The 12,123-nt window shown below is 70.3% G+C and carries 14 protein-coding genes; 9 read left to right on the forward strand and 5 right to left on the reverse strand.

Features of this window, described 5'->3' with window-relative positions:
* Positions 1 to 350 precede the first annotated feature (350 nt).
* The 8 genes from GTZ93_RS30400 (at position 351) to GTZ93_RS30435 (ending at position 4,690) form a co-directional block, all read left to right on the forward strand.
* Positions 351 to 872 (forward strand): hypothetical protein, encoded by a 522-nt coding sequence (locus tag GTZ93_RS30400; RefSeq protein ID WP_139924152.1) that lies wholly within the window; start codon positions 351 to 353, stop codon positions 870 to 872.
* A 25-nt stretch (positions 873 to 897) separates the two neighbouring features.
* Complete coding sequence (locus tag GTZ93_RS30405; RefSeq protein ID WP_120577362.1) at positions 898 to 1,662, forward strand: endonuclease/exonuclease/phosphatase family protein; 765 nt, start codon at positions 898 to 900, stop codon at positions 1,660 to 1,662.
* A 169-nt stretch (positions 1,663 to 1,831) separates the two neighbouring features.
* Positions 1,832 to 2,305 carry a phage holin family protein gene (locus GTZ93_RS30410; protein WP_120577361.1) on the forward strand — a complete coding sequence of 158 codons (474 nt, stop codon included), beginning with the start codon at positions 1,832 to 1,834 and terminating at the stop codon, positions 2,303 to 2,305.
* Positions 2,295 to 2,504 (forward strand): DUF3618 domain-containing protein, encoded by a 210-nt coding sequence (locus GTZ93_RS30415; RefSeq protein ID WP_120577360.1) that lies wholly within the window; start codon positions 2,295 to 2,297, stop codon positions 2,502 to 2,504. The genes GTZ93_RS30410 and GTZ93_RS30415 overlap by 11 nt, the downstream gene beginning before the upstream one ends.
* Before the next feature lie 73 nt (positions 2,505 to 2,577).
* Complete coding sequence (locus GTZ93_RS30420; protein ID WP_120594639.1) at positions 2,578 to 2,772, forward strand: hypothetical protein; 195 nt, start codon at positions 2,578 to 2,580, stop codon at positions 2,770 to 2,772.
* Positions 2,773 to 2,798: 26 nt separating this feature from the next.
* Positions 2,799 to 3,179 carry a hypothetical protein gene (locus GTZ93_RS30425; RefSeq protein WP_120577358.1) on the forward strand — a complete coding sequence of 127 codons (381 nt, stop codon included), beginning with the start codon at positions 2,799 to 2,801 and terminating at the stop codon, positions 3,177 to 3,179.
* A gap of 53 nt (positions 3,180 to 3,232) precedes the next feature.
* Complete coding sequence (locus GTZ93_RS30430) at positions 3,233 to 3,541, forward strand: YtxH domain-containing protein (protein WP_120577357.1); 309 nt, start codon at positions 3,233 to 3,235, stop codon at positions 3,539 to 3,541.
* A 225-nt stretch (positions 3,542 to 3,766) separates the two neighbouring features.
* Entirely contained in the window at positions 3,767 to 4,690 is a 924-nt protein-coding gene (locus GTZ93_RS30435) for a hypothetical protein (protein ID WP_167548509.1), read from the forward strand.
* A 6-nt stretch (positions 4,691 to 4,696) separates the two neighbouring features.
* Here the strand turns inward: GTZ93_RS30435 and GTZ93_RS30440 are convergent, their stop codons facing one another.
* Complete coding sequence (locus tag GTZ93_RS30440; protein ID WP_121753324.1) at positions 4,697 to 5,560, reverse strand: hypothetical protein; 864 nt, start codon at positions 5,558 to 5,560, stop codon at positions 4,697 to 4,699.
* Positions 5,561 to 5,659: 99 nt separating this feature from the next.
* Here GTZ93_RS30440 and GTZ93_RS30445 point away from each other — a divergent pair, with 99 nt between their 5' ends.
* Complete coding sequence (locus GTZ93_RS30445; RefSeq protein WP_306464216.1) at positions 5,660 to 8,266, forward strand: adenylate/guanylate cyclase domain-containing protein; 2,607 nt, start codon at positions 5,660 to 5,662, stop codon at positions 8,264 to 8,266.
* Between the two features lie 8 nt (positions 8,267 to 8,274).
* Here the strand turns inward: GTZ93_RS30445 and GTZ93_RS30450 are convergent, their stop codons facing one another.
* From GTZ93_RS30450 to GTZ93_RS30465, 4 genes are all read right to left on the reverse strand, one after another.
* Entirely contained in the window at positions 8,275 to 9,342 is a 1,068-nt protein-coding gene (locus tag GTZ93_RS30450) for an alpha/beta hydrolase family protein (protein ID WP_161663159.1), read from the reverse strand.
* A 17-nt stretch (positions 9,343 to 9,359) separates the two neighbouring features.
* Positions 9,360 to 9,722, reverse strand: a complete 363-nt coding sequence (locus GTZ93_RS30455) for a (2Fe-2S) ferredoxin domain-containing protein (protein ID WP_120577354.1) — start codon at positions 9,720 to 9,722, stop codon at positions 9,360 to 9,362.
* Between the two features lie 173 nt (positions 9,723 to 9,895).
* Positions 9,896 to 10,648, reverse strand: a complete 753-nt coding sequence (locus tag GTZ93_RS30460; RefSeq protein ID WP_120577353.1) for a NuoI/complex I 23 kDa subunit family protein — start codon at positions 10,646 to 10,648, stop codon at positions 9,896 to 9,898.
* Positions 10,649 to 10,675: 27 nt separating this feature from the next.
* On the reverse strand, positions 10,676 to 12,121 hold the full coding sequence (locus GTZ93_RS30465) for a complex I subunit 1/NuoH family protein (protein WP_121753321.1): 1,446 nt from the start codon (positions 12,119 to 12,121) through the stop codon (positions 10,676 to 10,678).
* Positions 12,122 to 12,123: the final 2 nt, after the last annotated feature.

A 12,123-nucleotide genomic window follows, 5' to 3' on the forward strand; every position in this document is an offset into this window, starting at 1 on the left:
AAGAAGCGGGCGGCGGAAGGGGTCCGGGCGGGCATGGGCCGTTCTTTACACCACGCACGCGCGGAACCTTCCCGGACCGGCGCCGGGCGTGTTGGCTGGCTGCTTCTCTGCCCGGAAGGGCTCGGTTGGCTGACTCCCGGTGGACGCCTGGCCGCACGTTCTGGAGACAGGCTCCAGAGATGTGCCATTGCCGGTACTTGGGGGCTCTCGGAGGCGAAAGGGTGTTCCTGGCCGGACGTGCAGCAGGCAGCCGTGCCAGTTCTCCCCGTGTCAAGGCGTTACGGACGGCGAGGGGCTCCCTAGCTTTCCGACATCAACGCAGCACATCAATTTCGAAAGGGAGAGCGCGCATGCCTCGCTCCTACAGCTTCGACCACTTCCAGGTTCCCAAGACGCTCCCGCCGCAGAAGCGCGGCCTTCGTCAGCGCGACAAGGAGCACCTGGCCCAGTCGTCGCGGGTGTCGGTGGACGAACACGAGGGCATCCACTACGGCAAGAGCCACGCGCAGACGGAGGAGATCCTCAACGCGCGCAAGATGGAACTCCAGTTGGAGGAGCTGGCCCGTCCGGATGCGGACGCCAAGTTCTCCCACGGGCCGGTGTCGCGCGTGAGCGGGGCGTCGAAGAAGAAGCAGCGCAAGGCGGCGGCCGCGTCGCCCATCATCGGGACGACGGCGCCCATCGGCGCCCTGCCGCCCACGCAGGAACGGCCGCTGCAGCAGGGCCGGCTGCCGGACCTCATCGACGAGGCGCGCCGGCAGCTCAAGGCCATCCGGTCTGGCGTGGGTGACGTGGCGTCGGCGATGCGGCGGCTGGCGTTGCTGCCCCTGGATGCGGTGCGCCTGGCGGCCCGCCGCATCATTCCGGCCTGAGCAAGAAGGGGAGGGTGAACGACGCGTGGAGCTGACCCTGGTCTCCTACAACATCCACTCCGGCATCGGCGTGGACGGAGCTTTCGACCTGGAGCGCGTGGGTCTGGTGCTCCGCGAGGTGAACGCGGACATCATCGCCCTGCAGGAGGTGGGGGACTTCCGGGGCAAGACGTCCCGGGAGGACCAGCCCGAGCACCTGGCCGCGATGCTCGGGATGCACATGGCCTTCGGACCCAACGTGGTCCGCAACGGCCGAAGGTACGGCAACGCCATCCTCAGCCGGCTGCCGGTGCTCAAGTCGAAGAACTATGACTTGAGCGTGCCGCGCCGCGAGCCCCGGGGCGCGTTGAGGTGCGATCTGGACCTGGGAGGAGGGCAGCAGCTGCACGTCTTCTGCCTCCACCTGGGCCTGTCCGTGAGCGAGCGGCGGCGGCAGGAAGCGCTCCTGCTGTCCGCCGACCTGCTCCGCGACGCGGCCCGCAAGGACCCCATGGTGGTGTGCGGGGACTTCAACTCCTGGGGCAACGGGCCGGTGTCGTCGCTCGTGCGCGAGGCCATCCACGACGCCGCGTTCGAGCTGGGCGCCGCCGCGCGCACGTACCCCACGCGGCTGCCCCTGTTCCGGTTGGACCGCATCTACGTGGACTCGGGGGTGCGGCCCGTGTCGGTGACGCCGCACCGCTCACCGCTGAGCCGCGTGGCGTCGGACCACCTGCCGTTGGTGATGCGCTTCGAGGCGCCCATCGCCGTGCAGCCGCCTGTCGCACCGCCGGTGCAGCTGATCGGCTAGGGGTGTGGGCTTGGGGTAGGCTCGCACCGGAGTCCGGTGGTTTCTCGCGTTGAGTGGCCGACGCTGGCGAACGCCGGACAAATTCCTCGCGCCGTGGTTGTCGCGGGGAGGTGGGGTGCCTAGGTTGGCGCCCACGCGCACAGGGACGTGAGCGTCGGCCGGAGAGCGCATGCACGTGGGCAGTGAACAGACGGATCGCGGCGTCGCCGCGCTCGTCGGGCGCATGGCGGACGGCTTCAGTCGTTTGGTGACGCAGCACCTCCAGTTGGCGCGCGTGGAGCTGGCGGAGGACGCGAAGGCCATGGGCCTGGACGTGGCGAGCATCGCCGTGTTCGTGCCCTTCCTGCTCGTGGGGTACGCCTTCGTCTGCGGGGCGCTGGCGGCCGTGCTCGCTCCGTGGACGGGGTGGGCGGGGGCGCTGGCCCTGGTGGGCGCGGTGAACCTGGTGGGCGGCGGCCTGGGCATCTTGCGCGCGGTGAAGCGGATGAAGTCACGCCAGATGATGGATGACAGCGTGAGCGAGCTGTCGCGCAGCATGGCGGCGCTCACCAATGCGCAGCCGCGAGTGGCCGCGGCGCCCGGGGTGAACACGCTGAAGGACGCAACGGGAATGGCTTTCAAGGAGCCGCGGGATGGGCGCTAGCAACGGACACCTGCCGCGCACGAGCGCGGCGCTTCGCGAGGAAATCGAGCGCACCCGGGCCGACCTGGCCACGTCGGTGAGCGCGCTCCGGGTGGAGGTGGCGGAAGTCACCGACTGGCGCCAGTGGGTGCGCAAGCATCCCTACACCTGCGTGGGGACCGCCTTCCTCGTTGGTTACCTGGTGGGCTCGCGGCGCTGAGGCTGCGCCCGCGGCCCTGAATGCAGACACTTCAAGACGCAATCGGAAAACGAACGCACAGCAGAGGGCTTCCATGGAAATCAATCCGCAGCAGATGGCAGACCGGGCGCGGCAGATTCAGGATCAGCTGCCGGACATGGACGAGGCGCGGCAGAACCTGGTGGACCTGAACAACCAGGTCGTCGGGTTTATCAAGGCCAACCCGGGCACGTGCCTCCTGGGCGCCATCGCGGTGGGCTTCATCGTGGGCCGCATCGCGTCCCGCTAACCGGTTGCCTGAAAGCGAGCACGGACATGACGAACTACTCGGGCACGACGGGCAACGGCACGGCGGGACACGGCGACGACGCGGGCTTCGGCCAGCGCGTGGATCAGCTGGGCTCGGACGCGCAGCAGTTCATCGACAACGCGCGCAGCGCGGTGGCGGACCTGGGGCAGACCCTGGACCTGAAGGGGCGCGTGGAGCGCAACCCCTATGGCACGTTGGCCATCGCCGTGGGCGTGGGCTACGTGCTGGGCGGTGGCCTCTTCACGCCACTGACCGGGCGCATCCTCAAGCTGGGCGTGCGGCTGGCCGCGCTGCCCTTCGTGAAGGATGAGCTGATGGGCATGGCGGAGTCCGCCTTCCAGGGCTACCAGACGGGCCGTGGAACGCCGCCCTCGGGCAGCGTCTAGGATTTCCGAAGCAACCCGCGTCTTTCCCCGAAGTCATTTCCCCGGAGTCGGACATGCTGAGCCTGAAGGACTTGAAGAAGCTGGACAGGGACGACGTGCTGGACCTCATCGGCCTGGAGACGCGCCGCACGACGGCGGAGACGGCGCTGCCGGCGCTGGGCATCTTCGCGGCGGGCGTGCTCGTGGGCGTGGGCGTGGGCCTGCTGCTCGCGGACAAGCCGGGCCAGCAGCTGCGCGGCGACCTGCGCCAGCGCATCCAGGGCGGCCAGGACAAGCTCGCCACGGCCATCAACACCGCGCGCGGCACGGAGACCCAGCAGGGCGCCGGCTCCACGGTGCCGCCGGGTCAGCGGACGACCTGATTCCAGGGCGTGCCTTGGAGTCGCACACGGGCCTCTTCCCGCTCATGGCGGGGAGGGGCCTTCGTGTTTCCGGCGGAGGGGGAGGGCGAATGGCCTAGGATGCGAGGCGATGGGCGAGCCTTCGCATCAGGAGCAGACCCGGTGAGCGCGGCGAAGAATCGACGGACATCCGGTACGAAACCGCCCGGGGCGACACCGCCACCGAGACATGACACGCCCGTGGACATGCCCGCCGTGGACGAGTCCTCGGCGCTTCCCGCGCGAAACACAGACACGCCGTGGGCCTCCGGACCCGATGGTGCGCTGGGGCAGTTGCGTGCGCTGGAGACGCTGGAGTCCACCTACGACGCCTGGGCGGAGCTGAAGCGCGAGCACGCGGCCTCCGTCATCCAGTTCCGCGAGGAGCAGGCCCGGCTCACGCAGCAGGGCTCATTCCTGCTGGGCGCGGTGCGTGCCGCGGGCATGGACGCCGGTTCGACGACTCCGGGCCTCCAGCCCCAGGGCTCCGCCAGCGACTTCCTCCGCGACGCGGAAGCCAAACTCACCAAGGCCCGGGACGCCGTCTCCCAGCGCGAAGCGGAGAGCGAAGCCCGCTACCAGGCCGCGTTCACGGAGGTCCGCACCACGCTGCTGGACCGCGTCCAGCGCTACCTCCAGCGCAGCCAGCCGCACCTCACGCTGCTCCTGCGCCGCGTGGGCGCGGAGCGCTCCATCCTCCACGTCGCGCGCGTGCAGCCGGATGAGGCCGTCCTGCTCTGCTATCTGCTCACGCAGCGGGTGCCATCCCGCTACGGCTTCCTCTTCGACGACTCCACCGAGGACCTGTCGCTTCCGCCCGCGCCGCTCTACGCGGAGGAGTCCGTCGTCTCCGACGCCGTGCGCCCGGACGCGCCGGGCCTGCTGCGCGTCATCGACGCGAGCACGGACGTCGTGCCGCTCAAGGGTTTCATCCCCCTGCGCGTGCCCAGGCCCGGGGGAGGGGAGGACTTCTTCCGGCTCCTCCAGCGCGGCGCCGTGATGGAGGTGGAGATCGCGGACGGCCCCGACTTCCGCAGCATCCTCACCCGCGAAGAGTCGGAGCGCTTCGCGGGCCACCTGCTGCGCCTCAAGCTGGAGGAGCGCATCGGCCTGGACATCGAGGCCGGCTAGACGCGCTCAGTTCGTCCGCACGATGCCCACTTCCGCGGTGCCTGCCAGGACGACGCTGCCCAGGAAGAGGTTGTCGGACTCCGGGCCGCCCATGCGCACGGCCTGGAAGATGACCAGGTAGGTCTGCTTCGGGTTCGGGAACGCGGTGGCGGGAATCGTCACGCGCGCCTCGCGGAACAGCGCCGGGGTCGCCGCCAGCTGGAGGAACTCCACCGGCGACGTGGGCACGTTCGAATAGGTGGACTGGCCCTTCTCTCCGTTCGAACCCAGCGGCACCACCGTCACGAAGCCCAGCGTCCGGTCCTGGTTCGGCGGAGGCGCCGGCCGGTCGAACGCGAACGCCGTGTTGGCGTTGATGCGCACGAAGCCCTCCGCCGGGTGGAACGCCGGGATGGCCTCCTTCGTGGGCGCGTCCTCCACCCGCGCCTCGTACTTCGTCCCGCCCTGCTCCGCGAAGAACGAGTACGTGGCCCCGGACGCGTACTTCAGGTCGTCCGTGGAGTCGCTCGTCACGCCGTAGCTGCCGCCGCCCTGGCCGTTGAGCGGGACGCCCGCCGCGCTCCCGGCGTTCAGCGTCACGGTGGCCCCGCTCAGGCCCTGCGGCTGCGAGTTCTCCCCCGACTTCGTCCCGAAGAACACGAACGCCGCCGTCTGCCCGGGGAAGCTCACCACGTCCCCTCCGTCCGGCCCGAAGGTCCCCGCGTCGTAGCCCGCCATGGCGGACGCGGACACGTCCACCTGCGGCGTCGAGAGCAGGGTGCCCACGATGACGTGGTCCGCCTTGAGCTGGTTGGTCGTCTTCTCCAGGTCACAGGCGAGCGGCGACAGCAGGGACACGGTGGCCAGGGCGGACAGCAACAGGCGTTTCATGGGCACTCTCTTGAACGGGGCACGGGTGACGGCGGCCAACCATACCGCGCGTGTTGCCCATGGGCGCGGGGCTCCGACGGAGTATCCTGTGCGCCGCTCGTGCAACGCCTCCGCATCCACTCCTCTGGCCGCCGCTTCCTCCACCGGCTCGGCTTCTCGCTCGCCATGGCGGCCCTGTTCGGCTGCCTGCTGGGCCTGCTCGTCTCCCAGCGCGACACGGGCCCCGTCCGGCCGGAGGACACGCCCGCGCCCTGGCTGTCGCCCTCCGGCTTCATCGACGGGCTCTCGCGCTGGATAGACGGCGGCGAGCGCGTCTTCTACGACTGGCGCATCCGCCAGCTGGGAGAGGTGTCCGAGCGCTCCGACCGCGTCGTGCTCGTCTCCATCGACGACGACACGCTCGCCGAAGCCCAGCAGGGTCCCCGCGCGGACATCGCCGCGTACCCGTGGCCTCGCCAGGTCATGGGCGGCATGGTGCACCGGCTGGTGGAGGAGGGCGCCTCCGTGGTGATGCTGGACTTCGCCTACCCGGAGCTCAGCCCCCGCGCCTGCGTCACCCCCACACGCTCGGGCCGGGGCGCCCTGTCCCAGGACGACGACGCGCTCCGTGCCCTCCTGGACCAGGACCCCGGCCACTCCGTGCTCGCCTTCCGCTGGGGCGCCGAGGGCACCCGCACGCTGCCTCCCACCGGCCGCTTGTGGCCTTACAGAGTTCGCCTGGGCAGCTACCCCAGCGTCACCGAGGCCCGCACCCGCGCCCAGTCCGTCCTCGCCCTCCAGCGCCCAGCGTTCCTCATCCCCGCCGGCAAGGCCCTGGAGGTCTGGGCCGGCGTCGCGGACGAGGGCGAGGGCCGCAGCCTGGGCGAGCAGCTGGGCACCGCCGCCGCGTCCATCCAGGAGCGCCGCGCCGCGGACGACGCCTTCCGCGTGGCCCCGTCGGACCTGTTCCTCGCCCTGGCCTCCGTGCAGGTGCAGGGGCTGGATCCGGAGAAGCTCCTGGAGGTGCGCCAGCTCCAGCACCCGGTGACGCCGCTGCTCAGTCCGGCCAGCGGCTACGGCGCCACCACGCTGCCCTCGGACTCCGACGGCGTGGTGCGCGGCGTGCCCCACCTCGTCGCGTACAGCCCGCGCGGGGGGGAGCGCTACGTCCTGCCCTCGCTGCCCCTGGCCGCCGCCATGCGGCTCGCGGGCACGCAGAAGCTGCGGTACGCGGAGGGGCGCCTCTACATCGGGGACAAGTACTCCGTGCCCATGGACGCGGCCGGATACAGCCTGTTGCGCTGGGAGGCCCCGGCCGCCACCCGTGGTGCTCGCGGCCCGCTCGCCCGCTCCATCCGCGCGTGGAACGTGCTGCTCAACCTCTTCGACTCGCAAGAGGCGCGGCCCGTCCGCTTCGACCACGACCTGGATGGCCGCGCCGTCATCCTCACCAACACCAGCAGCTACGCGCCCGAGCGCCGGGTGACGCCCATCGGGCCGGGCATCGCCAACGGCGCCGTGCTGGGCCAGGCGCTCGCCAACATCCTCGCGTCGGACGGCATCACCCGCGCGCCGCCGAAGGTGGACATGCTCGCCACCATGGGGCTCGCGTTCATTGGCGCGTTCCTGGCGCTGTCGTGCAGCTGGCTCCTGCGCTCCGTGGGCGGCGCCTTCCTCTTCGTCTGCGTGGCGGTGGCGGCCGGGGCGGGCTACGTGGGCGCGGCGGGCTACGTCTTCGTCCATGACCAGGTGTGGATCGCCGTCGCGGGGCCGCTGTGGTCCGGCGGGCTCGCGTTCCTGGTGACGACCCTCTACGCCTTCCGCACCGAACAGGACGTGCGCGAGTTCGTGCACAGCGCGCTGGGCCGCTACGTCAGCCCGGACGTGGCGCGGCTGGTGGCGCGCGACGTGAGCCTGATGAAGCCGGAGCGCCGGCAGATGACCGTGTACCTCTGCGACATCGAGGGCTTCACGCGCCTGTCGGAAGCGATGCCGCCGGAGCAGCTGGTGCCGCTGCTCAACACCTTCCTCACGGAGATGACCGCCGTGGTGCGCGCCACGGCGGGGCAGGTGGACAAGTACATCGGCGACTCGGTGATGGCCTTCTGGGGAGCGCCCGTGCGCACGGACCGCCACGCGCACCTGGCCTGTGAGGCGGCGCTGAAGCTCCATGCGGCGCTCGCGCAGAAGCAGCCCCTCTGGGAGAAGCAGTTCGGCCACCGGCTGTCGGTGCGCGCTGGCATCGACACGGGCGACCTGCTGGTGGGCGACATGGGCAGCGAGCTCAAGTCCCACTACACCGTGATGGGCGAAGCGGTGAGCATGGCCGGCCGGCTGGAGGCGGCCAACAAGGAGTACGGCACCCAGGTGCTGGTGGGGCATGCCACCGCGCAGCTCGCCAGCGACGCCTACGTCTTCCGAGAGGTGGACCGCGTGCTCCTGAGAGACCGTCCCCAGCCCGTGCGCGTGCACGAACTCCTGGGCCGCCGGGGCGAATTCTCTCCGGAGAAGCAGGCCGGCATCGCCCTCTACGAGAAGGCCCTCACCGCCTACTACGGGCGCGACTTCATCGTGGCCCAGGAGCTGTTCCGCCGCTGCACCGTGGAGCACGGCGACCCGGTGGCCCGCGTCTACGTCCAGCGCTGCCAGCGCCTCATCCAGGCCCCGCCGCCCGAGGACTGGGACGGCGTCATCCGCTGGGGCCGGCGCAGCACGGACGTGCGCTAGGCAGCCCGTCAGGGCTGCGTGTCGACCTTCAGGGGCACACCGAAGCGCGTGGTGAAGAACTGGAGGAGGTGGGCGTGCTCGAAGGCGATCTCCTCCGGGCGTTCCGTGAGGTGCGCGTGCTCGGGGATGATCATCAGGGTCGCGTCCTGGCCCCTCGCCCGGAGCTTGCGCACGAAGACGTCCGCGTCCGACAGCGACACCTTGGGGTCTCTCGCGCCCAGCATCAGGGTGATGGGGGCCTCCACGCGGTCCACCCAGGTCACGGGGGAGATGACGCGAAGCCGCTCCGCGTCCCGCTCCGGATCGCCGTATTCGGAGGCCCTGGCACCGCGCAGCTCTGGCGTCGTCTGGGAGAGGAATGAGGCCAGGTCCGTCTTGGCCGCGAAGGCGAAGCCCGCATCGTAGCTGCCCGCGAAGCGCGTCATGCCCACCAGCGTCTGGTTGCCTCCGTAGCTCCACCCGAGGATGCCCAACCTGGGGGCCACGCCATCACGGGTGAAGCGCTGGCGCAGGCAGCGGCTGGCGGCCTCCAGGTCCGTGGCGGCCGCCACGCGCAGCGGCCCGTTGTCCGCGCGGGCCCAGTCCTCGGAGCATTTGGTGCCCCGCACCGCGGGCTCCGCGAAGATGAAGCCCGCGCGGAGGAAGAACTCCGGGCGCCAGTGGTAGTCCGGCCGGGGACAGCCCGTTGTGTAGAAGGCGAGCACGGGACACGCGCGCTCCCGGCACGCGGGCGGTACCCGCACCTGGATCCGGAAGCGGACGTCGCCGTTGTCACACTCCAGGTCCTCCGCGAGGGCCGCGCTCCATCGCAGACGCTGCCCGGAGTCCGCGAGGATGGCCTTCAGAGTGGACGTCAGCGCCGCGTCGGGCTCGACACGGGGATGGCGCCGCAGCAGCTCCTCGCGAGAATCCCCGTCCCGGACGAGCGCCGCGCCCACGACGCGGGGGCTGTCCGCATCCGCATGCGCGCCGAGCACCTTCAGGGGCGCCGGGGCCGCGGGCCGCGAACACGCACCCAGCACCAGCAGGCCCACGAGACCCGGCAGGAGGAGGGGAGAACGGGATGCGCGAAGCACGGCCCACCTCCTGAGCATCAGTCGTCGTCGCCGGAGTCCGGCTGGCCGAACAGCTCGCGCACCGGTGCGTCGTCCTGGATGTGCTCGGCCACCACGCGGCGCATCTTCTCCGCCGTCATCCCGGAGTAGTACACCTCTCCGGGCCACCCCATGAGCTGGTAGTCCTCCGGGGACAGCGGGTCTCGCTTGCGGCCCGTGTCCTCGCGCACCACCACGTTGGGCCCCATGTGGCAGAAGCCGTAGCAGCCGCCCCGGTACAGCTCGCAGCGCGACTGCAGGCCCTTCTCCGCCAGCGCCTCGCGCGCCGCCACGTGCACCGCGTCCGAGCCGCCCGCGCGGCAGCTGGAGCCCTTGCACACCGACATCCGGTAGCGCTTCACGGCGGGGCTCCCCGTGCCAGGCAGGCACCATGCGCATTGAAGAGGTGCAGCATCACCACATGCCCCCAGAAAAGGCTTCGGCCCGCCCTTCCCAATCCAGCGGGAAGGAGGCGGGCCGGGATGCGTGCGAAGGGGCGGCGGACGGCCCGCCCCACGCGGTGCGAAACAAAGGACTACTTGATGAACTTCGTCACCTGGATGGGACCCTGCTGCGTCACCACCGCGTGCCCGGTGCTCGCCTTGGCGTGGCCGTGGCCCGCGCCCAACTGCTTGGCGTGGCCGTGGTCCGCGTGTCCCTCACCGACGCGCGTGTGCGCTTCCTTGTGGACGTGGTGCGGCTCCGAGGAGCTGTCGCGCTTGTTCCACGGGTCGGACGGGTGCGACACCGGCGGGCCCTTGAGCAGCTTCGGGATGTCGTAGACGAAGTTCTGCCGGTTGTACTCGGACGGCGTGTGCATGTACGTGTCCATGCGGATGGCGTCCTTGGGGCACGCCTCCACGCACAGGCCGCACACGATGCAGCGCAGTTCGTCGATGACGAACTGGGTGGGGTACTTCTCGATGACCGCCGACTCGGAGTCCGCGGACGCGTGCTCGTACTCACCCGCCTCGATGTAGATGCACTGCGCGGGGCAGATGGTCGCGCACATGTAGCAAGCCACGCAGCGCGGCTTGCCGTCGTCGCGCGGCACCAGCCGGTGCAGACCGCGGTAGCCCTCCGGATAGATGGGCTTCTCTTCCGGGTACTCCACCGTGGTCATCAGGTTCATGCCCGTGCGGTCCACAACCTGGGGGTTGGGGTCGCGCGTGCCGAACATGTTGCGGAAGAAGTGCTTGGTCGTGATGGCCAGACCGCGCAGCAGCTCCGGGATGTACATCCGCTCGCGGAGGTCCGTGCGCGGGTCCTGGGAAGCATTGAACGCCATGGTGTCTTGTCTCGCTTCCGGACCGCGCTAGTGCGCGCCCGCCGGGGAGTGGGAGTGGGGGTCCGCGTGCGCCGGCAGGCCGTGCGCATCGCTTCCGTGGCCGTGCGCGTCGTGCCCGTGGCCGTGCGCCGCGTCGTGCGCGTCCGCCGCCTTGGAACCCGAGGTCATCGTCAGCGCGATCACGAAGCCGATCTCCAGCAGGCCCACCACGCCCAGCGCCTGGAGGGACGGATCCCACAGCACCAGCGCGCCGCTGATGAACACGTTGGCCAGGCCCACGGGCAGCAAAATCTTCCAGCCCAGGTTCTGGATCTGATCGTAACGGAAGCGCGGGAAGGTCCAGCGGATCACCAGCTGCACCCAGATGAGCAGGATGACCTTGATCCAGAACACCGTGCCCAGCAGCGTGCCGTACACCCAGCCGTGCTCCTGGAAGAAGGGCTGCGCCGCCAGCCACTCGCCGCCGAAGGGCAGGTGGTGCCCGCCGAAGAAGAGCGACGCCGTCACGCCGGCCAGCACCACGACCTCCACGAACTCGGAGATCATGAACATGCCGAACTTCATGCCGGAGTACTCCACGAAGTAGCCGATGATTTCCGACTCGCCTTCCGGAGCGTCGAACGGGGCGCGCTTGGTCTCCGCGAAGGACGCCACGAAGAAGGCGATGAAGCCCAGGGGCTGGATGAAGATGCCCCACGCCGGCAGGCCCAGGTCGAAGCCGCCGTCCGTGCGCCACAGGTACTTCGCCTGGCCGGTGCCGGACACGAGCGCGTTGCCCACGTCACCCACCAGCGTGGGCAGCTGCACGGAGGAGAAGGCCAGGAACAGGCCCACCAGCGACAGGCCCAGCGCCACCTCGTAGCTGATCATCTGCGCGGAGGCGCGCACGCCGCCCAGCAGCGCGAACTTGTTGTTGGAGGACCAGCCGGCCAGCGACGTGCCGTACACGGCGAGCGACGCGATGGCGAGCAGGTACAGCATGCCGAAGTCCGGCGTGGCGACGACCATGTCCACCGTCTTGCCGAACACGTTCACCGTGGGCCCGGCCGGCACCACCGCGAACAGCGCGAACACCGGCGCGAAGGCGAGGATGGGGCCCAGGTTGAACAGGAAGCGGTTGGCGGTGCCGGGGACGAAGTCCTCCTTGGTCAGCATCTTCAGCACGTCGGTGATGATGTGCGGGATGCCGCCCAGGGAGCGGTTGCCCAGGCCCGGGATGGCGGACAGGCGCGCGCGGTTGGGGCCCACGCGGTCCTGCATGAACGCGGACCACTTGCGCTCCGCCAGCGTGAGCAGCGTCGCGGTGATCATCACGAAGACGAGCATCAGGAAGATGATGTTCGTCAGGCGGCTGGCACCCTCGAAGAGGTACTCCTCCGCCAGGTAGCCCACCAGATACGCCGAGGCCACTCCGCCAGCGATGGCGAAGACGATGAAGGCCATGGCGAACAGCATGGTCAGGATACGGCTCATGG

This window comes from Corallococcus exiguus, assembly GCF_009909105.1.
Taxonomy (GTDB): domain Bacteria; phylum Myxococcota; class Myxococcia; order Myxococcales; family Myxococcaceae; genus Corallococcus; species Corallococcus exiguus.

What these genes read in the sequence shown, in the direction of transcription:
- GTZ93_RS30400 (WP_139924152.1), top strand. Translation starts at nt 351, where the DNA reads ATGCCTCGCTCCTACAGCTTCGACCACTTCCAGGTTCCCAAGACGCTC.
- GTZ93_RS30410 (WP_120577361.1), top strand. Translation starts at nt 1,832, where the DNA reads ATGCACGTGGGCAGTGAACAGACGGATCGCGGCGTCGCCGCGCTCGTC.
- GTZ93_RS30415 (WP_120577360.1), top strand. Translation starts at nt 2,295, where the DNA reads ATGGGCGCTAGCAACGGACACCTGCCGCGCACGAGCGCGGCGCTTCGC.
- GTZ93_RS30420 (WP_120594639.1), top strand. Translation starts at nt 2,578, where the DNA reads ATGGAAATCAATCCGCAGCAGATGGCAGACCGGGCGCGGCAGATTCAG.
- GTZ93_RS30425 (WP_120577358.1), top strand. Translation starts at nt 2,799, where the DNA reads ATGACGAACTACTCGGGCACGACGGGCAACGGCACGGCGGGACACGGC.
- GTZ93_RS30430 (WP_120577357.1), top strand. Translation starts at nt 3,233, where the DNA reads ATGCTGAGCCTGAAGGACTTGAAGAAGCTGGACAGGGACGACGTGCTG.
- GTZ93_RS30435 (WP_167548509.1), top strand. Translation starts at nt 3,767, where the DNA reads ATGCCCGCCGTGGACGAGTCCTCGGCGCTTCCCGCGCGAAACACAGAC.
- GTZ93_RS30440 (WP_121753324.1), bottom strand. Translation starts at nt 5,560, where the DNA reads ATGAAACGCCTGTTGCTGTCCGCCCTGGCCACCGTGTCCCTGCTGTCG.
- GTZ93_RS30460 (WP_120577353.1), bottom strand. Translation starts at nt 10,648, where the DNA reads ATGGCGTTCAATGCTTCCCAGGACCCGCGCACGGACCTCCGCGAGCGG.
- GTZ93_RS30465 (WP_121753321.1), bottom strand. Translation starts at nt 12,121, where the DNA reads ATGAGCCGTATCCTGACCATGCTGTTCGCCATGGCCTTCATCGTCTTC.